The following is an 18,864-nucleotide window of genomic DNA, read 5'->3' as shown; positions in this document are numbered from 1 at the left end:
ACCCGAACCGACCCCGGCCCAGAAGCGGAATCCGACAGCACGGTTGTGAAGATATCGCTGAACGCTGACGTCTCGTCACCACCAGTACGGACGGTGGAAAGCCGTCGAACACCTGGATGCGTCCCCCGGAAAGGGGCAGAGTGGGACGCATGACGACCTCGACTCGGCCCGAGCGCATCCTGATCGTCGGCGGCGGCTATGTCGGCCTGTACACCGCTCTGCGCCTGCAACGAAAACTCAAAACGGGAGAGGCGACGGTGACCGTCGTCGAACCGCAGTCCTACATGACCTACCAGCCCTTCCTCCCGGAGGCCGCGGCCGGCGCCATCTCGCCGCGACACGTGGTCGTCCCCCTCCGGTCGGTGCTGCCCAAGTGCCGGATCGTCACCGGGACCGTCGAGCACGTCGACCACGCGAACAAGACCGCGACCGTCGAACTGCTCGGCGGGGAGACCTACGCCGAGCCCTACGACCTGCTCGTGGTCGCGCCCGGCTCGGTGGCGCGCACGCTGCCCATCCCCGGTCTGGCCGAGTGGGGCATCGGCTTCAAGACCGTGGAGGAGGCCATCGCGCTGCGCAACCACGTGCTGGAGCAGTTGGACACCGCCTCCTCGACCCGCGACCCGTCGATCCGCGACCACGCGCTGACGTTCGTCTTCGTCGGCGGCGGCTACGCGGGCGTCGAGGCGCTGGCGGAGTTGGAGGACATGGCGCGCTACGCCTGCCGCTACTACCACAACATCACCCCCGCGGACATGCGCTGGATCCTGGTCGAGGCATCTCCCCGGATCCTGCCGGAAGTCGGCGAGGACATGGGCCGGTACACGGTTGCCGAATTGCGCCGACGCGGCATCGACGTACGCCTGAACACCCGCCTGGAGTCGGCGGTGAACCGGCACGTGGTGCTCTCCGACGGCACCGAACTCGACGCGAGCACGCTGGTGTGGACCGCGGGCGTCAAGCCCAGTCCGATGTTGCTCTCCACCGATCTGCCGCTGGACGACAAGGGCCGGCTCCGGGCCCGGGCGACGCTGGAGGTGGACGGTGTACCGGGGGTGTGGACCGCCGGGGACTGCGCGGCGGTGCCCGACCTGACCAAGCCGGGTGAGGAGTTCACCGGGCCCAGCGCGCAGCACGCGGTGCGCCAGGCGCGGGTGTTGGCCGACAACATCGTGGCCAGGCTGCGCCGCCAACCGCAGCGGCAGTATCGGCACAAGTACGCCGGCTCGGTCGCGTCCCTCGGTCTGCACAAGGGTGTCGCGCAGGTCTACGGGATCAAGACCAAGGGCCTGCCGGCCTGGTTCATGCACCGCACCTACCACCTCAGCCGGGTGCCCACGGTGAACCGCAAGATGCGCATCATGGCGGAATGGACACTGTCCCTGATGTTCCGGCGCGAGATCGTCTCGCTGGGGTCGATCGAGCACCCGCGCGCCGAATTCGAGTACGCCACCCGAGGCGACCGCAGGCGCACCGGGTAGGCACGTGCGACCGCGCGGCTCGTAGGCTGCCGTGTTGTCCGAGGGTTGAGTGTGTCGCGACCGGGTCCCGTACATTGCCACAGCGCACTGCTGCGGTACCCCGAACGGGGGCCCGGTCACGGGACGTGATTCCCTCACGGCCGACTTTCGCCCACACTGGGGATGTCACCTGCGGTATATCTCCATGCGCTTTGCGTGAACGAACTCTCCAGGAAGCGAGCGGTTGAACATCACTCGGTGGGGCGCCCGGCTGGCCGGTGACCGGCGGCGCTCGGTGCCGGCGGCACGCAGCCAGGAATCGAACGACACCTTCCCGCTGCGCGACGTGCTGGCCCACGCGCCCGCGCTGATCGCGGTCACTCGGGGGTCGAACCACGAGCTGTGTTACGTCAACGACGCCTACCGGGCGGTCTTCGGCGCACGCAGGTCGGGGGTGCCGGCGCGGGACGCGCTGCCCGAACTCGCCGAGCACGGGCTGCTGACCCTGATGGACCAGGTCTATCGGACCGGGCGCGGGCGTACGGTGCGGGCGCGACGGGTGGATCACCGCGGCGAGACGTACCCGGGCATGCCGGAGAGCGAGCGCAGGCACGGCTACTACACGTTCGTCTGCACGCCGGTGCGCCCCGAGGCGGCCGGGCGGGGCGGGGACACGCGCGGTGTGCTGGTGTTCGCGGTCGACGTCACCGACCAGGTCCAGGCCACCGACCGGTTGCGGGAGAGCGAGCGGCGACACCGGCAGGCCGCGGTCACCCTGCAGCGGAGCCTGCTGCCGCAGCGGTTGGAGAACCCCGACGACCTGATCGTGGCCGCGAAGTATCTGCCCGGCGGCACCGACGCGGCGGTGGGCGGCGACTGGTACGACGTGATCACCCTGGGCGCGGGGCGTACCGCGCTGGTGATCGGCGACGTAATGGGCCGCGGGGTGCGGGCGGCGGCGGTGATGGGGCAACTGCGCACGGCGGTGCGGGCGTACGCGCGGCTGGATCTGCCGCCGCACGAGATCCTGCAGCTGCTGGACGAGACCGCGATGGAGATCGACGCCACCCAGATCGCCACCTGCGCGTATGCGGTCTACGACCCGGGCGAGGGCGTGCTGACCTACTCCACGGCGGGCCATCTGCCGCCGCTGGTGCGCGACGGTGACGACGTGATCCACAAGCTCGACGACGCCAACGGGCCGCCGCTGGGCACCGGGGCGAGTTGGCCGCACACCTCGGGACGGATCACCCTGGATCCGGGCTCGACGGTGGTGTTGTACACCGACGGTCTGGTCGAGCGTCGCGGCGAGGACCTGGACGAGGGCATCGACACGCTCGGCGCCGCGCTGCTGTCCTCGGTGGGCGAGCCGGAGGCGGTGCGCGACCACCTGATCGCGCACATGCAGTTGCCCGAGGAGCACGACGACGACATGGCCATGCTGGTGCTGCAGCTGCCGCGGCGGGAGGGGGCGCAGGCGCGGCTGTTCCGGACCGCGTCGCTCGACCTGCTCGGGGGCAGTGAGGTGGCCGCTCGGGGGCGGGCGTTCACGTCCGGGGTGCTGGCGAGTTGGCAGGTGGGCGAGGAGCTGCGCGAGCTGGGGGTGTTGGCGGTGAGCGAGTTCGTGGCGAATGCGCTCACGCATGGCGCGGCCCCGATGCGGTTGCGCCTTCGGCGCACGGATCGGCGGTTGATCGTCGAGGTGTCCGACGCGGACGACCACGTGCCGCGGCGGCGGCGGGCGGCGGCCGATGACGAGAGCGGGCGGGGCGTGGCGATCGTGGCGACGATCGCGAAGTCGTGGGGGAGTCGGTTGACGGACGAGGGCAAGACGGTCTGGTGCGAGTTCCCGTTGGGTTGACCGGGGTTTGGCCTCATGCGCCGGCCGGGCTGCTTCGCCTCAAACGCCGGCGAGGCTCTTTGGCCTCAAACGCCGGCACGGCTGCTTGGCCTCAAGCGCCGGCCCGGCTGGTTCGCCTCAAACGCCGGCGAGGCTGATTTGTGCTCGCCTGGTGACGCGGTTGGGGTGCCTCGCGCTGTCGGTGGGTTCGGGCGGACTCCGGTGATGGCCGGCCTGGGGCGCCTCCTGTGCTGGGCGGGCTGCCTGGTGGCTGGGACGGAGCCGGACTGCGCTCCGCCACTCTGGTCCCGACAGCCCGGCCGGCGTATGAGGCCAAGCAGCCCCGCCGGCGCTTGAGGCGAAACAGCCCGGCCGGCGCATGAGGCCACCCAGCCTCGCCGGCGCTTGAGGCGAAACAGCCCGGCCGGCGCATGAGGCCAAGCAGCCCGGCCGGCGCATGAGGCCAAGCAGCCCGGCCGGCGCTTGAGGCCAAGCAGCCTCGCCGGCGCTTGAGGCGAAACAGCCCGGCCGGCGCATGAGGCCACCCAGCCTCGCCGGCGTTTGAGGCGAAACAGCCCGGCCGGCCTCAAGCGCCGGCCGGGCCCGATGGCGTTACGCCACGGCGGCGGCGATTCGGATGCCTGGGGCGGAGCTGGGCGTGGCGTCCCAGCGCATTACTCGGCCCTCCCAGACGCCGCGCAGCCATAGTTCGGCCGAGACGATGTCGGCCAGTGGGCCCAGGGGCAGGTCGGGGCGTACGGCCTGGTCGCCCTTGGCGAGGCTGGGGCCGCCGATGGCCAGGTCGAGGGCGTTTCGGACTTCGACCGGGTTCAGTACGCCCAGTTCGCCGAGCAGCGGGTCGGCGAACAGCTCCCGCAGCGTGCGTGCGTTGATCCGCAGTCCGCGTCGTTCGGCCTCGGTGTAGTCGGCCCGGTGCACGGTGCCGAGCGCGTGCGGGGGGATCAGCCCATGTACGGCCGCGGTGAGCAGCGCCCTGGGGCCGTCGTCCCGATCCCGCGCCCAGGCCGGCAGGGCGAGTCCGGCGCGCACCACGGCGGTGTCCAGGTACGGCGCTTGGACCCGCACCCCGACCCGCTCGGCGAGTTGCTGGTAGGCCCGTTGCCGTTCGGCCGCCCGGCGGACCGCGACCCATGCGGCGCGGTCCCCCGGACGGCCGTGGACAGCCGGATCCGCGGCGACTACGGATCCGGCCGAGACCACCGACTCGGCCGCGAGCCGACGCAGCGATACGGCGAGGCGGTGGCGCATCTCCGGCGTCGTCCAGACCGCCGTGGGGGCCGCGGAGCACCACGCGATGGCGGCGGCCGGCCCCGTGTCCACCCGACCCGAGCCCGCGAACACCTCGGCGAGCCGGTCGAGTGCCTGGGGGAAGGTGGTGCGGGCGACCCGACTCGCGGTACTCGCCAACTCGAAGCCGCTCATCCCCAGGTTGCGCCCCCAGGTGCGGGCGTGCCGGGCGGTGGTGACCCGGCGGCGGTCCATCGCGAGGTCGGCCAGGTAGGCGAGCGGGGTGCCCAGTACGGCGTCGCCGCCGTAGCCGGTGATGTGCATGTCGATGCCGGCGTCGCGAACGGCCTCCAGGGTGCGGCCGGTTCGGGCCATCCCGATCAGCGAGAAGCCGGGCTCGTCGGGCATCACCGTGCCGTCGAGCACGTCGGCGAGGCCGGTGTAGGGCAGGTGGTCCACCCCGCCCGGGATCACCAGGTGGCGCAGCCGCGCCGAGCGGGCCACGATGTCGGCCGCCGAGGCCGGGTCGCCGGGGGCGCACGGCTCGGCCCAGGTGACCGCGACCAGGTCGCGCGCGGTGCCCTTGGTGAGCGAGCGCGCGCCGAGCAGCGCGAGCACCGCGGAGTCGCGCCCGCCGGACAAATCGGCGCCCGGCCGCTCGGATTTGGCCACGCGCCGACCCACCGCGTCGGTGAGCGCGCGCCCGAGCGCGTCGGCCGCGCCGGGGAAGTCCAGGGGAGAGCGGTGTTGTTCGTAGAGCCGCACCCGGGGCACGCCGTGGGTGAGTTCGAGCGCATGGCCTGGTTCCAGCCGGCTCACGCCGGTGAACATCGAGCGCCCGGCCACCAGTTCGGGCACATCGGGGCAGGCGAGGCGGGCCGCGAACGCCTCGGTGTCCAGGCCCGCCCGGGTCAGGTCGGCGAGCGGGAGCGCGTGCGAGGCGTAGACCACGCCGTCGCCGGGGTCGGCGTGGAACACCTGGCGGACACCGGCGAGATCGCCCAGCACCACGGTACGCCGACCGTTGCGCAGCACCACGTGGTAGCTGCCCGCCCAGCCGGTCAGGTGCCGCAGCGCCCCACCGCGGGCCACCGCGAGGCCGACCTCGAGTTCGGCGTCGGTGGCGCCGCAGACGCCGAGCACGGCCATCTGCAACCTGCCCCGACTGACCACCCGCACCTCGTCGGCGGGCCAATTGCCCACCAGCCACAGCGGATCGGAGCCATCCCACAGCGTCCTGGCCCCGGTCGGCCGGGCCACGCTCGGGCTCTCGGACGTCCCTGCGAACCAGCGCATCTCGACCCCCTTCGGGTAAACGGCACCGCGCAAACCCACCATGGATGCCGGCCGTACAGGTTCCGACGGTTCCATGGAACCAAGGTTAGGCAAGCCTGAGTAGAGCGCATTCGACGGCGCACGGGGACACGCACCCGGCGCATGGTTCCTTTTGACCGTGCCTGCGTACTGACGTGTCGTCAAGTACGGTCTGTCAATGATTGACCCCACGGCTTGGTGATTGCTTGGCCGAGGGTTGCCCCGCGGGCGGCCCGGAGGGCCGGGTCGGGGGCAACACCTCGGACGACTCCCCGGATTGGCGAATATCTCCCTTACCGAGGGTGGCCGGTCCGGTTACGCTGAGGCGGACGGAGGGTTGCCTTTGGGGGCAAACTATGCGCGGCAGTCCCAAGCAGGATCAGTCGGGGCGTTCGGGCTCCGGCGTCGAGGACCGGGAGGTCCCGGATCCGGGGGTGGTAGGCGGAGGCGTCGGGGCCGGGGCCGACGACTCCTTCGGCGATTCCCCGGCGGGCGTCGGCGTGAGACCCCTCCTCGATTCCCCGGCGTCGCGACCCGCGACCTCCGACCCCGTCGACGCCCGTCCCCGGGTCTCGCGCGAGCGCGGGCCCAACGGCCGACTCGGCGACCTGCTCGGCGTCGCCGGGGTCAGCAACGCCGGACTCGCCCGTCGGGTCAACGACCTGGGCGCCCGGCGCGGCCTGTCCCTCCGCTACGACAAGACCTCCGTGGCCCGCTGGGTCGGCAAGGGCATGACTCCGCAGGGCCCGGTGCCGCACCTGATCGCGGCCGTGCTCGCGGAGCGGCTCGGCCGCCCGGTGCCGCTGGAGGAGATCGGCCTCGACGACAGTCGGCCGGTGGATCCCGATCTCGGCCTGGCCTTCCCACGCGATGTCGGGGAGGCAGTTCGCACCGCCACCGACCTGTGGAGGCACGACCACGTGAATCGACGCGAGTTGCTGGCCGGGACGTTCGCCGTCACCGCCTACGGCACCCCCATGGCCCGGTGGTTGATCACCCCGGCCGACGCCCGCGCCGAGCATCGCGGAAGTGGCCCGCACGTCGGACACAGCGACGTGACCAAGCTGCGCGAGGCGGCCGAGGAGGCCCGCCGCTGGGACAGCAAGTACGGGGGCGGCGACTGGCGGGCGTCGATGGTGCCGGAGTGCCTGCGCTGCGATGCCACGCCGCTGCTGCGCGGGAGCTACCACGACGACGTGGGCCGTCGGCTGTTCGGCGCGACGGCCGAACTGTCCCGGCTGGCGGGGTGGATGGCCTTCGACACCGGGCAGCACGAGGTGGCGCAGCGCTACTACATCCAGGCGCTGCGGCTGGCCCGGGCGGCGGCCGACGTGCCGCTGGGCGGGTACGTCCTGGCCTCGATGAGCCTGCAGGCCACGTATCGCGGCAACCCCGACATCGCGGTCGACCTGGCCCAGGCGGCCATCGAGCGCAACAAGGGCATCGCGACCTCGCGGGTGACCGGTTTCCTGCACCTGGTCGAGGCCCGCGCGCACGCTCGCGGGGGTGACGCGGCCGGGTGCGGTCGGGCGCTGAACGCGGCCGAGGCGCATCTGGAGCGGGCCCGCTCCGGCGACGACGACCCGGAGTGGATCGACTTCTTCACCTGGGACCGGCTGTGTGCCGACGGCGCCGAGTGTTACCGCGACCTCGGCGTGCCCGAGCGCACCCGGCACTTCACCGTGCAGGCGCTGGCCGGGCTGCGCGGCGAGGCGTACCAGCGCTCGCACGGGTTGCGGCTCGCGGTGGGCGCCCAGGCCGAGCTGCGCGCGGGCGAGGTCGAGGCGGCGTGCGCGGCGGGCCGGCAGGCGCTGGAGATCGCCGACCGCGTGCACTCGTCCCGCAACGCGGCCTACCTCAACAACCTGCTGGTCGGCCTCAAGCCCTACGCCGACGTCCGAGCGGTCAAGGACTTCACCGACCGCGCCCGCTTGGTCGCCGGCATCACCGCCTGACCCGACGGTGGCGGATCCGTTCCCAAAAACGCCGCAGGCCCGACATTTTCATGTCGGGCCTGCGATCCAAGTAGCGGGGACAGGATTTGAACCTGCGACCTCTGGGTTATGAGCCCAGCGAGCTACCGAGCTGCTCCACCCCGCGTCGGTGAACCCAACTGTACGCCATCGCGGACGCGCCCGTGACCAATATCCGCGACGCCCGGCCCGGCCGGCCGCGCACGGCCGCCGCCGAGCACCGACTCCCTTGCGGGAAAAGGCCGTTCCCGCCCGATTCGACCCGGTGGCAATCCGCGGCGGGCACGATATGGTTCCGGGCCGTAGAAGGCGGGTCGCCTACCGGGGGCGGGCCGATGTGCGCCGGCGACAGCCGCGGCAGCGGCGGAGCGGGGTGTGTCCCGAGATGACCGAGAGATCCGGTTGCCCGTACGTGGCCCTGTCCGGCCCACGCTTCGAGACCGACCCGGCCGGGCTGTACCGCGAGTTGCGCGAACAACACGGCGCGGTGGCGCCGGTCGTGCTGGAGGGCGGCGTGCGGGCGTGGCTGGTCCTGGGCTATGCCGAGGCGCTGGCCGTGCTGCGCGACCCGGAGCTGTTCTCGCACGACTCGCGGTTGTGGCGCGACCGGATCAAGGGTCTGGTCCCGGCCGACTGGCCGCCGGCGTCGATGGTCGAGTATCGCCCGTCGATCCTGTGCACCGACGGGGCCGAGCACCGCCGGCACAGCACGGCGGTCGCGCACAGCCTCGGCCGCATCGACCGGCGGGCCTTTCGCGGCGAGATCGAGCACATGGCCGACTCGCTGATCGACACGTTCGTCGCCCGGGGCGAGGCCGATCTGCTCACGGAGTACGCGCAGCGGTTGCCGCTGCTGGCGATGGGCCGGTTGATCGGCCTGTCCGCCTTGGAGGGACCGCACCTGGTCCGGGTGATCAACGGACTCTTCGACGGCGGCCCGGACGCGCCCGAACATCAGCGGGTCCTGCTGCGCATGCTGACCGACCTGGTCGAGGCCAGGCGCGTCACGCCGGGCGCGGACATCGCGTCCTGGCTGATCGAGCACCCCTCCGGGCTGACCGACGCCGAGGTGATCGAGGACCTGCTCGTGATCACCCCGACCGAGCCCACCGTCAACTGGATCGGCAACGCGCTGCGCATCCTGCTGACCGACCACGCGCTGCACGCGTCCCTCACCGGCGGTCGGCGGACCACCGACGAGGCGCTCGACGAGGTGTTGTGGCTGGACCCGCCGATGCAGAACGTGGCGGGCCGCTGGGCGACCGAGGACACCCTGCTCGGCCGCACCGCGATCCGCGCCGGCGACTTCCTGGTCCTGGGCCTGGCGGGCGCCAACGCCGATCCCGCCGTGCGTCCGCCCGGCACCGAGCTGACCGGCAACCGGGCACACCTGGCCTGGGGCGGCGGCCCGCACACGTGTCCGTTCCAGGGGCCCGCGCGGCTGATCGCGCAGACCGCGGTGGACACCCTCCTGGACCGGCTGCCCGACATCCGCCTGGCCGTCCCGCCGCGCAAGCTGACCTGGCAGGCGTCGCCGTGGATCCGCGGCCTGACCGCGCTGCCGGTCGTCTTCACCCCGGATCAGCCCGTACACGGCGGCACCCCCTGGCCGGAGCCGGCCGCCGCCACGCCACCCAGGCTCGACCCGCCGCCGTCCCCGGCCCCCGCCGAGCCGACCCCCCAGCCCGCGCCCCAGCCCGCGCCACCCGCGGACCCGCCCCCGGCCGCCCCGACCACCTCCACCGCGTGGTGGAGCCCGTCCCGCTGGCTCCGCAACCGCTGACCCCCACCCCGCGCCCACCCCCGAGTCCCCACATCCGCCCGCCCGCCGGCCGGCGACCGTCTAGGGTCGAAGGCCGGAGGTGTGCTGATGACGTTGACCTACGACGTGGTGGTGATCGGCGGCGGAATCGTCGGGCTCGCCACCGCCTACGCGCTCACCGAACAGGACCCGGGGCGCACCGTCGCGGTCGTCGAGAAGGAGACCTCGTGGGCGGCCCACCAAACGGGCCGCAACTCGGGCGTGATCCACTCCGGCCTGTACTACCGCCCCGGCAGCCTCAAGGCCCGCTTCGCCGTCGAGGGCGCCCGGCGGATGGTCGACTTCTGCATCCGGCACAGCATCGCGCACGACGTCCCGGGCAAGCTCGTGGTCGCCACGAGCGTGCATGAACTCCCGCGCCTGCGCACCCTGTTCGAGCGCGGCCTGGCCAACGGTGTGCCGGTCGCCGAGCTGACCACCGAGCAGGTCCGCGAACACGAACCGCACGTGTTGTCCGTCGGCGGCCTGCACGTGGCCTCCACCGGCATCGTCGACTACTTCGACGTGTGCCGGACCCTGGTCCGCCTGCTGCACGACCGCGGCGTCTCGCTGCGCACCGGCGCGGAGGTGGTCGACCTCGCCGTACACGCCGACGAGGTGGTCGTGCAGACCCGCCTCGGCGAGCTGCGCGGCCGGGTCCTGGTCAACTGCGCGGGGCTGTACAGCGACCGGATCGCCGCACTCGCCGGCGACCCGCCGCCGGTCCGGATCGTGCCCTTCCGCGGTGAATACCACGAACTGGTGCCCTCCCGGCGCGGCCTGGTGCGCGGCCTGGTCTACCCCGTGCCCGATCCCGCCTTCCCGTTCCTGGGCGTACACCTGACCCGGGGCATACACGGCGACGTGCACGTCGGGCCGAACGCGGTCCTGGCACTGCGCCGCGAGGGCTACTCGTGGGCCCGGATCGCGCCGGGCGAGCTGGCCGCGACGCTCGCCTACCCGGGCATGTGGCACATCGCCCGCCGGCACTGGCGCTACGGCGCGGGCGAGTTGCTGCGCTCGGTGGCCAAGCCGGCGATGGTGCGCGAGGTACAGCGGCTGCTGCCCGAGGTGACCTCGGCCGACCTGGTCCGGGCGCCCGCCGGGGTGCGCGCCCAGGCGGTGCGGCCCGACGGCGAGCTGGTCGACGACTTCCTGATCACCGGCGGCCGGCGCACGATCCACGTGCTGAACGCGCCCTCCCCGGCGGCCACCGCCTCGTTGCCGATCGGCGACGAAATCGCGAAGCGTGTCGCGGAACGGCTGGGCGAACTCGCCAAACGGTAGTCGCCCGTGGATCATGGTCGCCGGCCTGCCGATCGGGGGAACCGCCTTGGCCGTGAGACCCGTCGTCCTGCGCGCACTGCTCGCGGGCGTCGTACTGCTGTTGTGCGCACCGCTGTTCGGCGGAGCGACGCCCGCCCGCGCGGACACCCCGGGGGCGCGGTTGACCGTGTCCCCCGGCGGGCCGCTGCGGCCGGGCGACGTGGTGACGATCCGGGGCACCGGACACACCGGCTGCCCCACCGGGCGGATCGACCTGATCGGCTTCGACGCGCGGCTGCGCACGAACGTCGAGGGCGCCGACCGTTTGATCGCGGCGGACGTACCGCTGGACCCCGACCACGGCTTCACCGTGCGCTTCACCCTCGACCCGCCGATCTACCTCGGCAACCAGGGCTTCCGGACGTTGTGCACGAACCGGGGCGCGGAGCCGTTCCTCCCGCCGATGGCGCAGACCACGTTCGAGTATCCCGCGAGCGAGCAGGGCAACCCGAACGGCTTCCCCAAGCCGGGTCCGCCGCCCGCGAACCTGGCGAGCCGGCGCTTGGTGGTGGACCCGGCCGATGCCGGGCCCGACCGGCTGGTCACCATCTGGACCGACCTGCGCTGCGGCGCGGCCACCGCCAACCACAATGGCGCACTCCGGTGGGACGGCCGCTTCGTCACCACGTTCTACGCCCCCGCCGAGCCGACCGAGACCCGGGCACTGCGGGTGCACCTCCCGCAGACGCCCACCCGGGGCACCCACCGGCTCTCGGTGGCCTGCCTCTCCGACGACGCCCGGTTCGGCGTGGTGGACGCCGGCGTGACGCTCGACGCCCAAGTGACCTTCGCCCCCGCCACGTTCACCCTGTCCGCCCCGCGCGCCGGTGGCGACCGGATCCGGGCGAGCGGGGCCGGGTTCACCGGCTGCGCCGCCCCGATCGACGGCGCGCCGGCCGAGGTGGCGCTGCGGCGCGGCGACCGGGTCGTGGCCCGGGTACCCGTCGGCGCCGATGGGCGGATCGACGCCGAGCTGACCCTGCCCGCCGACCTGCCGGAGGGGCCGACCGAACTGACGGCCGGTTGCGCCGCCGAACGGCTGGACGGCACGGTGCGCTTCGCGTTCACCGTGCTCCCGGGCGCCCGCACGGCGGATGCCCTCGCGCCACGCCCCGCCGACCGCGCCGACTCCGCCCTCGACCTGCCCTCCCCCGGCGACCTGCTCGACCACCCCGGCCCGCTGGTGGTGGCCGGCGCCGGCACCGCGCTCGCCCTGCCGCTGGTGGGGTTCGCCGCCGAACTCTTCAACAAGACGATCGAGGAGAACCGGCTGCGGATCCGCCGCCGACTGCGCCCGGGCGCGGCCCGACCGCGCTCGATGCCGCGTGCGCCTCGGCTCCAGGTGCTCGTCTTCCTCGTGTTGTCCGCGCTGTGCACGGTCGCGGTCGAGCCGACGGTCGGCTTCGACCGGGCCACGTACGCGCTCGCGCTGTCCATGCTGATCGCCGTCCCGCTGACCGTGCTCGCCTACTCGGGGCCGGCCGAGCTGTACCGTCGCCGGCTCTCCCGCATCCGCGCCTTCCCGCAGCTGATCCCCGGCGCGCTGGTGGTCGCGGTGCTGCTCGGGGTGGTGTCGCGGACCGCGCATCTGGTGCCGGGTTACGTGTACGGCCTGTTCCTGGCCTTCACCCACGCCGGGCTGCGGCAACTGCCCGCCCGCGAGGAGGGTCGGGCCACCGCGCTCGGCGCGTGGGCACTGGCCGGGCTCGGGGCGGCGGCGTGGGTGTCGCGGATCCCGGTCGAACATGTGCTGGCCGGCGACGACTCCCCGGCCTTCGGCTGGGTACTGGCGGAGAACGTGCTCACCCAGATCTACATCGCCGCGATGATCGGCCTGGTCTTCGGCCTGCTGCCGATCACCTGGCTGGACGGGCAGTTGATCTGGCGGTGGAATCGGTGGGCCTGGGCGGCGGTGTACGCGGTCGCGGTGTTCCTGTTCCTGCTCACCCTGCTCGACCCGACCGGGGTCACCACCGGCGCGACGCGGCAGATGTGGACGCGGGCGGTGTGGGTGTTCGGCGCGTTCTGCCTCGTCTCGGTCGGCTTCTGGGCGGTGTTCCGGCTGCGCCCGGCGCCGCCGCCCGGACCGCCGGGGCCGTGGGGGACGCCGCCCGGGCCGTGGGGGACGCAGTCGGGCTCGGGAGTGCCCGGGCCGGTTTCCGGAGTACCCGGGCCGGTTTCGGGAGCGCCCGGGCCGGCGACCGCGCCGGGATCGGGTGTACCCCGGCCGGCGACCGCCCCGCCGCCGATGCCGAACGTGCCGCCGACCGTCGGTCGCTCGTCCCCGCCACCGCCGAATCCCGGTCTGTAAAATCCTGGTCTTATGTCCCCTCTTCCCGTAACCCCTCTGCCCGGCGCCTCGACCGTCCCGGACGTCGCGTCGATCGATCCGGCGGAGCGCCACATGGCGACGGTGCGCAGCTTCACCCCGCGTCGCGGCCGGGTCACCCTCGCCCAGCGGGACGCGCTGGACCGGCTGTGGGCGCGGTGGGGCTTCGACGTCGCGGACCGTCGGCTCGACCTCGGCGAGCTGTTCGGCGACGACCGGCCGGTCGTGCTGGAGGTCGGCTTCGGGATGGGCGAGACCACGGCGGCGATGGCCGAGGCCGATCCGGACACCAACGTGCTGGCGATCGACGTGCACACCCCGGGACAGGGCAGCCTGCTGCACGACGCCGAGCGCCGCGGGCTGACGAACATACGGGTCGCCAACGGCGATGCCATCGAACTGCTCCGGGACATGTTGCCGCCCGCCTGTCTGGCCGGCATCCGGATCTTCTTCTCCGACCCGTGGCCCAAGACCCGCCACCACAAGCGGCGGCTGATCCAGCCCTCGTTCGCGGCGCTGGCCGCCTCCCGGCTGGTCCCGGGCGGGATCCTGCACTGCGCGACCGACTGGGCGCCCTACGCGGAATGGATGCTCGACGTGCTCACCGCCGAGCCCGAACTGGTCAACACCGTCGAGGGATACGCGCCCAGACCGAAGTGGCGGCCGGTCACCCGCTTCGAGCAGCAGGGGCTGGCCAAGGGCCATCGCGTCGCGGATCTGCTCTTCCGCCGGCGCTGAGCCGAGGGTCGGTTTTCCCCGGGTCCGCGCCGGCGCGGCCGGCGGCGGGCCGATCCGGGCAGGGTCACCCATACCGACCACGTCACAGCCGACCGAGAGAGGCGCGCCGCAGCCCCGCGCGGCGTTATCGTCACCCCATATGGACGCATCGCAAGGACCCGACACGCCGGCCGGTCCCGTCCCCGCGGACCCCGCCGCGTACGAGTTCGCCCTGTACGAACCCGGACCCGCGGAGAAGTCGTGGCCGCGCCGGCTCGTGGCGAACCAGACCGCGCGAATAACCGCGCTCGTCCTGGCGTTGCTCGGCTGCGCGATCACCATCGCGGTGATGCTCGGCGACACCATCGGCGCCCAGGGCCTCCTGGTCGGCGCGTTGCTGGCGCTGGTACCCACCCCGCTGGTGGTGAGCGCGATCGTGTGGCTGGGTCGGGTCCGGCCGCTGCCCTGGAAGAGCCTGCTCTTCGCGTTCGCGTGGGGCTCGTGCGCGGGCGCCCTGGTCGCGCTGCTGGCGAACAGCTGGTCGTTCGACAAGCTGATGGACCTCAAGGGCCAGGAGGACGCCGAACTGCTCGGGCTGACCATCGTGGCGCCGGTGGTCGAGGAGTGCGTCAAGGGGCTCGCGGTCGTGCTCCTGTTCGTGACCGTACGGCGGGAGTTCCGCGGCGTGCTGGACGGGCTGATCCCGGCCGCGATCAGCGCCGCGGGCTTCGCGTTCACCGAGAACGTCCTCTATTTCGGCCGCGAGTTCGCGGCGAGCGAGGACAACGGCGACGGCCTGGGCACCACGTGGGGCATATTCATCGCCCGGGGCATCATGTCGCCGTTCGCGCATCCGCTGTTCACCTCGATGATCGGACTCGGCTTCGGCCTGGCGGTCCTGGCCCGCTCGCGGCCCGCGCGGATCCTGCTCCCGCTCGCCGGGTACGTGTGCGCGGTCGGGCTGCACGCGTCCTGGAACGGCTCGGCCACCCAGGGACTGGCGTTCCTCGGGGTGTACTTCCTGGTGATGATGCCGATCCTCGGCGCGCTGATCTGGTACACGGTGGTCGTGCGGCGGGACCAGTTGCGTGCGGTCGAGGACGAGTTGCCGGGCTATGTCGCGGCGGGCTGGTTCCGGCCGCACGAGCCGCTGCTGCTGTCCTCGATGGCGGACCGCTCGCGCGCGCTGCGCACCGCGCGGACCACGCTGGGGCCGGAGGGCGTCGCGCGGCTGCGCGCCTATCAGGCCGATGCCACGCTGCTCGCCGAGTTGCGGCGGCGTGCGGGTCGGTCGCGGCGCGGTCCGGCGCCGGAGTACCCCGGGCAGGAACGGGAGTTGCTGGAACGGGTGTGGGCCGCCAAGCCGGCCGTCGCGCGGGTGATCGACCACACGATGCCGTCGCCGAGGTGGCGCTACGTCAAGCCGCCGCCGGGAATGCCGCCGTGGGCGATGCCCTACGGCGGGCCGGGCGGTTGGGGCGCGCCGGGGTGGGGCCCGCCGGGGACGATGCCGTACGGAACGCAGCCGGGGACGGCACCCTACGGCCCGCCGACCGGCATGGCGCCCTACGGAGCCCCGACCGGTGTCGCCCCGTACGGCCCGCCGCCCGGTGTGAACCCCTTCGGCGCGCCGCCGCCCGGGTGGATGCCGCCGGCCCGGCATCCGGCCGCGCATCCCGCATGGGGTCCCGTACCGCCGAGCGGCCCGCCGCCGTGGGGCCCGCCCCGGCACGCGGCCAACGGCGCCCGGGCCGACCTTCCCGCGCAGTCGACCGCGCCGTGGGGCTCGCCGCCCCCGCCACAGGTGAACGGCGGCGTCCCCGCCCCGGTCGAACCGCTGGGCCCACCGACCTGGTACGCCCGCCCCGGCGACTCCCCGAAACCGCCCGCCGACCCGACCCCGCCCGCGGGAGCCGGCTAGGCCCTGTCCGAGCGCGCCGGACACGGCCCGGCCCCACCGACTCGCAGCCGTAATCGGGGCGGGCCGACCCCCGTGCGACCATGACCGGGTGCATATCTCGACCACCTACATCCCCACCGAGGCCGACATCGCGGAGGGCGTGCTCGCCTTCCGCCGCGGCCTCTTTCGCGGACTGCTCGGCGCCGGGGCGGTGCTCTCGGCCCTCGGGGTGGTGCTGGTGACCCAGGCCCTGCTGACCGGCACCACGGTGTTGTGGCCGTCGGCCTTCGTGGGCTTCGGCGTCGCGATGTTGGCGCTGCGGTTCTGGGCGCCGATCCAGGCCGCCCGGCAGAACAAGCACATGCACGGCGTGCCCTGCGAGGTCACGCTGACCGACGAGGAATTCGTCACCACGCTCGGCGGCACCCGCAGCGAGACCCCGTGGAGCGCCTTCCGCAAGATCCGCCGCGTGGACACCCAGTGGATCTTCGAGTTCGGTCCCACCCAAGCGGTGACCATTCCGAGGCGGGTCTTTACCGACGCGGAAAACCTCGAACTGGAGACGTTTATCCACAGCCGGGGCCGGGCAGCGCGCTGATCTTCCACAAGGAAGATCCACATCCTGTGGAAAACCTGTGCGCAAAGGCATTCGGCGCACCGAGGCCGCTCGAAATGGCGAGAAACAATGCCGATTCGACCTGATCGGGCGCGTTTATCCGATTGCGTGCACACCAATGGCTTTCGTTCATCGGGCATTTCCCGCATCAACCACAAAGGCGACCTCTCGCGAGGTCGCCTTCGGGTCCTACCGGTGGTCCATCAGCGGCTGCCGACCGCCTCGGCTACGTGCGTCGGGACGACGGTGGCGCCTTCGGTGGTCTTGACGATCGTCGTGCCCTCGACCTGCTCCGCCTGCTCGGTCGGGTCCGCCTGCTCGGCCTGCTCCGGCACCGGCACCCCCCGCAGCAGCCAGGTCGCGCCGAGCGCCGCCAGCGTCAGCAGCACCGCGCCGCCGAGGGTGGCGTACTGCATACCGTGCGTGAAGGCGTCCCGTGCGGTGTCGAGCAGGTGCTCCCCCGCCCCGCCGGAGACCCGCTCGGCGGTCGCGCTCGCCGCCGCCAGCGTGTCGTTCGCCGCGTGCACCGCGTCGGCCGGCACCCCGTCGAACGTCGCGTCGCGCATGTCCCGCCCGTACACCGCGTCGGCGATGCTGCCCAGGACCGCGATGCCCAGCGCCCCGCCCAACTCGCTGCCGGTCTCCGAGGTCGCCCCCGCCGCACCGGCCCGCTCCGGCGGCGCCGAGGTCAGCACCATCTCGGCGGTCAGCGTGGTCGCGATCAGCACCCCGGAGGCGACCAGACCGGCGCCGACCAGGACCACGACCAACGGCGTACCCGGACGGGCCTGGCTCATCACCACGAAGCCGGCCACCGACAGGAGCAGGCCACCGCAGATCAGGAACCCGGGCCGGACCTTCTTGGCCAGGATCCCGGAGACGGTGAGCGCGACCGTGATCCCGGGCATCACCGTGAGCGACCACAGCGCCGCCGTCAACGGCCGCATGCCGAGCACGAGTTGCATGTACTGGGTGTTGAACAGGGCCGAACCCATCAGTGCGACGGCGGCGATCACGTTGACCGCGATCGAGGCGCTGTACGCCCGGTTGCGGAACAGCGCGAGGTCGATCAGCGGGTCGGCGACGGTGCGCTGCCGACGCACGAAGAGGTATCCGACGACCAGCCCGACCACAATGCTCGCCAGGTACTGCGGCGCCGCACCCTCGGCCGCCGTCTCCTTGATCCCGTAGATCACCGCGAGCACCGACACCAGCGAGAGCCCGGCGCTGAGCAGGTCGAGCCGGCCGGCCGCGGCGTCCTTGAACTCCGGGAGCAGGAACGGACCGACCGCGAGCAGCAGCACCATCGCCGGCACGTTGAGCAGGAACGCCGAACCCCACCAGAAGTGGTCGAGCAGCAGGCCACCGGCCACCGGGCCCAGCGTGGCGCCGGTGGTCAGCGCGGCGGTCCAGATCGCGATCGCGGTCCGCCGCTGGGCCGGGTCGTGGAAGAGGTTGCGGATCAGCGCCAGCGTGGAGGGCATCAGCGTCGCACCGGCCACCCCGAGCAGCGCCCGGGTGGCGATCAGCATCTCGGGGCTGTTCGCGAAGGCCGCGGCCACCGAGGCGGCGCCGAACGCCGCCGCGCCGATCAGCAACAGTCGGCGGCGGCCGATCCGGTCGCCGAGCGCGCCCATCGTGATCAGCAGGCCGGCCAGCAGGAAGCCGTAGATGTCCATCATCCAGAGCTGCTGTGGAGCGGTCGGCTCCAGGTCCTCGCTGATGAACGGAAGCGCGAAGTACAGCACGCCCATGTCCATCGACACGAGCAGGAGCGGGAGGAGCAGGACCGTCAGGGCGATCCATTCCTTACGGCCGGCCTTGGCTGCGGTGGAGGTCATGACAGGAACAGTACAAGCGTCTAAGACGCTTGTCTATGACGCTTGTATAAAAAGTTGTCGGCCGGCCACCGGGGGGTTCCCGCCCCGCCCGCAGCGGGTACCCGGATGCCGTGCGGGGGCACCGACTCCACTCCCGAACGAAGGACGGCGACATGAGTGACGAGCGCATTCCCGTGGACGAGATCCCGGAGGGCGACCGACCGAGGATGGACCTGCGCAGCGGCGCCGAAACGCCCGTGGACCCCGAGGACCTGGTCCTGGCGGAGGGCAAGGACCTGACCGAGAAAAACATCGAAGAGGCCCGCCGCAAGCTCGCCGAACTGGGCCCGGCCGCAGTGGAACGCGTAGTCCCCTGACCCCACCCCCGCAGCCCACAACCGAAACTCCAGTCGTGTTGGGCCGCAAGGCGGGGGGGGCGAGCGGGCCGGCCGCGGCGCCCCCCGGCGGGGGGCCATTGAGAACGGGGGGGCGAGGAAAAAAAAACAGGCGCCGGCGGCGC

Annotated in this window: 12 protein-coding genes and 1 tRNA gene; 10 read left to right on the top strand and 3 right to left on the bottom strand. The window is 72.8% G+C overall.

The annotated features are described in order from the left end of the window. Positions 1 to 149: 149 nt before the first annotated feature. The gene (locus ACWGR4_RS29460; RefSeq protein WP_380008648.1) at positions 150 to 1,481 is read left to right on the top strand and encodes an NAD(P)/FAD-dependent oxidoreductase; all 1,332 of its coding nucleotides are present in this window, start codon (positions 150 to 152) and stop codon (positions 1,479 to 1,481) included. 223 nt (positions 1,482 to 1,704) lie between these two features. Then, positions 1,705 to 3,321 (top strand): SpoIIE family protein phosphatase, encoded by a 1,617-nt coding sequence (locus ACWGR4_RS29455; protein WP_078976044.1) that lies wholly within the window; start codon positions 1,705 to 1,707, stop codon positions 3,319 to 3,321. Between the two features lie 591 nt (positions 3,322 to 3,912). Here the strand turns inward: ACWGR4_RS29455 and ACWGR4_RS29450 are convergent. After that, positions 3,913 to 5,844, bottom strand: a complete 1,932-nt coding sequence (locus ACWGR4_RS29450) for an asparagine synthase-related protein (RefSeq protein WP_452133563.1) — start codon at positions 5,842 to 5,844, stop codon at positions 3,913 to 3,915. 626 nt (positions 5,845 to 6,470) lie between these two features. Between ACWGR4_RS29450 and ACWGR4_RS29445 the strand changes: the two genes are divergently transcribed. After that, complete coding sequence (locus ACWGR4_RS29445; RefSeq protein ID WP_380009202.1) at positions 6,471 to 7,817, top strand: MFS transporter; 1,347 nt, start codon at positions 6,471 to 6,473, stop codon at positions 7,815 to 7,817. Between the two features lie 71 nt (positions 7,818 to 7,888). On the opposite strand, the gene ACWGR4_RS29440 is transcribed toward ACWGR4_RS29445, so the two are convergent. Beyond that, positions 7,889 to 7,962, bottom strand: a tRNA-Met gene (locus tag ACWGR4_RS29440). Between the two features lie 258 nt (positions 7,963 to 8,220). On the opposite strand from ACWGR4_RS29440, the gene ACWGR4_RS29435 reads away from it, so the two are divergent. The 6 genes from ACWGR4_RS29435 (at position 8,221) to ACWGR4_RS29410 (ending at position 16,506) form a co-directional block, all read left to right on the top strand. After that, positions 8,221 to 9,618, top strand: a complete 1,398-nt coding sequence (locus ACWGR4_RS29435; protein ID WP_452133564.1) for a cytochrome P450 — start codon at positions 8,221 to 8,223, stop codon at positions 9,616 to 9,618. Between the two features lie 87 nt (positions 9,619 to 9,705). Further along, positions 9,706 to 10,923 carry an L-2-hydroxyglutarate oxidase gene (gene lhgO, locus ACWGR4_RS29430; RefSeq protein ID WP_380003524.1) on the top strand — a complete coding sequence of 406 codons (1,218 nt, stop codon included), beginning with the start codon at positions 9,706 to 9,708 and terminating at the stop codon, positions 10,921 to 10,923. A gap of 52 nt (positions 10,924 to 10,975) precedes the next feature. Beyond that, the gene (locus ACWGR4_RS29425; protein WP_452133567.1) at positions 10,976 to 13,273 is read left to right on the top strand and encodes an FGLLP motif-containing membrane protein; all 2,298 of its coding nucleotides are present in this window, start codon (positions 10,976 to 10,978) and stop codon (positions 13,271 to 13,273) included. Positions 13,274 to 13,285: 12 nt separating this feature from the next. Continuing rightward, positions 13,286 to 14,029, top strand: a complete 744-nt coding sequence (trmB, locus tag ACWGR4_RS29420; protein ID WP_380003519.1) for a tRNA (guanosine(46)-N7)-methyltransferase TrmB — start codon at positions 13,286 to 13,288, stop codon at positions 14,027 to 14,029. 139 nt (positions 14,030 to 14,168) lie between these two features. Continuing rightward, positions 14,169 to 15,929 carry a PrsW family glutamic-type intramembrane protease gene (locus tag ACWGR4_RS29415; protein WP_452133565.1) on the top strand — a complete coding sequence of 587 codons (1,761 nt, stop codon included), beginning with the start codon at positions 14,169 to 14,171 and terminating at the stop codon, positions 15,927 to 15,929. An 88-nt stretch (positions 15,930 to 16,017) separates the two neighbouring features. After that, on the top strand, positions 16,018 to 16,506 hold the full coding sequence (locus ACWGR4_RS29410) for a YcxB family protein (protein WP_380003516.1): 489 nt from the start codon (positions 16,018 to 16,020) through the stop codon (positions 16,504 to 16,506). 221 nt (positions 16,507 to 16,727) lie between these two features. Here ACWGR4_RS29410 and ACWGR4_RS29405 read toward each other — a convergent pair whose 3' ends face one another. Continuing rightward, a complete protein-coding gene (locus ACWGR4_RS29405; protein WP_452133566.1) occupies positions 16,728 to 18,365 on the bottom strand; it encodes an MFS transporter in 1,638 nt (545 codons plus the stop codon). A 152-nt stretch (positions 18,366 to 18,517) separates the two neighbouring features. Here ACWGR4_RS29405 and ACWGR4_RS29400 point away from each other — a divergent pair, with 152 nt between their 5' ends. Further along, the gene (locus tag ACWGR4_RS29400) at positions 18,518 to 18,721 is read left to right on the top strand and encodes a hypothetical protein (protein WP_380003514.1); all 204 of its coding nucleotides are present in this window, start codon (positions 18,518 to 18,520) and stop codon (positions 18,719 to 18,721) included. Positions 18,722 to 18,864 lie beyond the last annotated feature (143 nt).

This window comes from Embleya sp. NPDC055664 (assembly GCF_053618075.1).
The sequence above is the reverse complement of the archived record's forward strand: the minus strand, read 5'-3'. Positions and strand labels throughout refer to the sequence as shown.

Excerpts from the sequence above, each read along its gene's own strand:
- lhgO (WP_380003524.1), top strand. The coding sequence starts at position 9,706 with ATGACGTTGACCTACGACGTGGTGGTGATCGGCGGCGGAATCGTCGGG.
- ACWGR4_RS29415 (WP_452133565.1), top strand. The coding sequence starts at position 14,169 with ATGGACGCATCGCAAGGACCCGACACGCCGGCCGGTCCCGTCCCCGCG.
- trmB (WP_380003519.1), top strand. The coding sequence starts at position 13,286 with ATGTCCCCTCTTCCCGTAACCCCTCTGCCCGGCGCCTCGACCGTCCCG.
- ACWGR4_RS29460 (WP_380008648.1), top strand. The coding sequence starts at position 150 with ATGACGACCTCGACTCGGCCCGAGCGCATCCTGATCGTCGGCGGCGGC.
- ACWGR4_RS29450 (WP_452133563.1), bottom strand. The coding sequence starts at position 5,844 with ATGCGCTGGTTCGCAGGGACGTCCGAGAGCCCGAGCGTGGCCCGGCCG.
- ACWGR4_RS29405 (WP_452133566.1), bottom strand. The coding sequence starts at position 18,365 with ATGACCTCCACCGCAGCCAAGGCCGGCCGTAAGGAATGGATCGCCCTG.
- ACWGR4_RS29435 (WP_452133564.1), top strand. The coding sequence starts at position 8,221 with ATGACCGAGAGATCCGGTTGCCCGTACGTGGCCCTGTCCGGCCCACGC.
- ACWGR4_RS29400 (WP_380003514.1), top strand. The coding sequence starts at position 18,518 with ATGAGTGACGAGCGCATTCCCGTGGACGAGATCCCGGAGGGCGACCGA.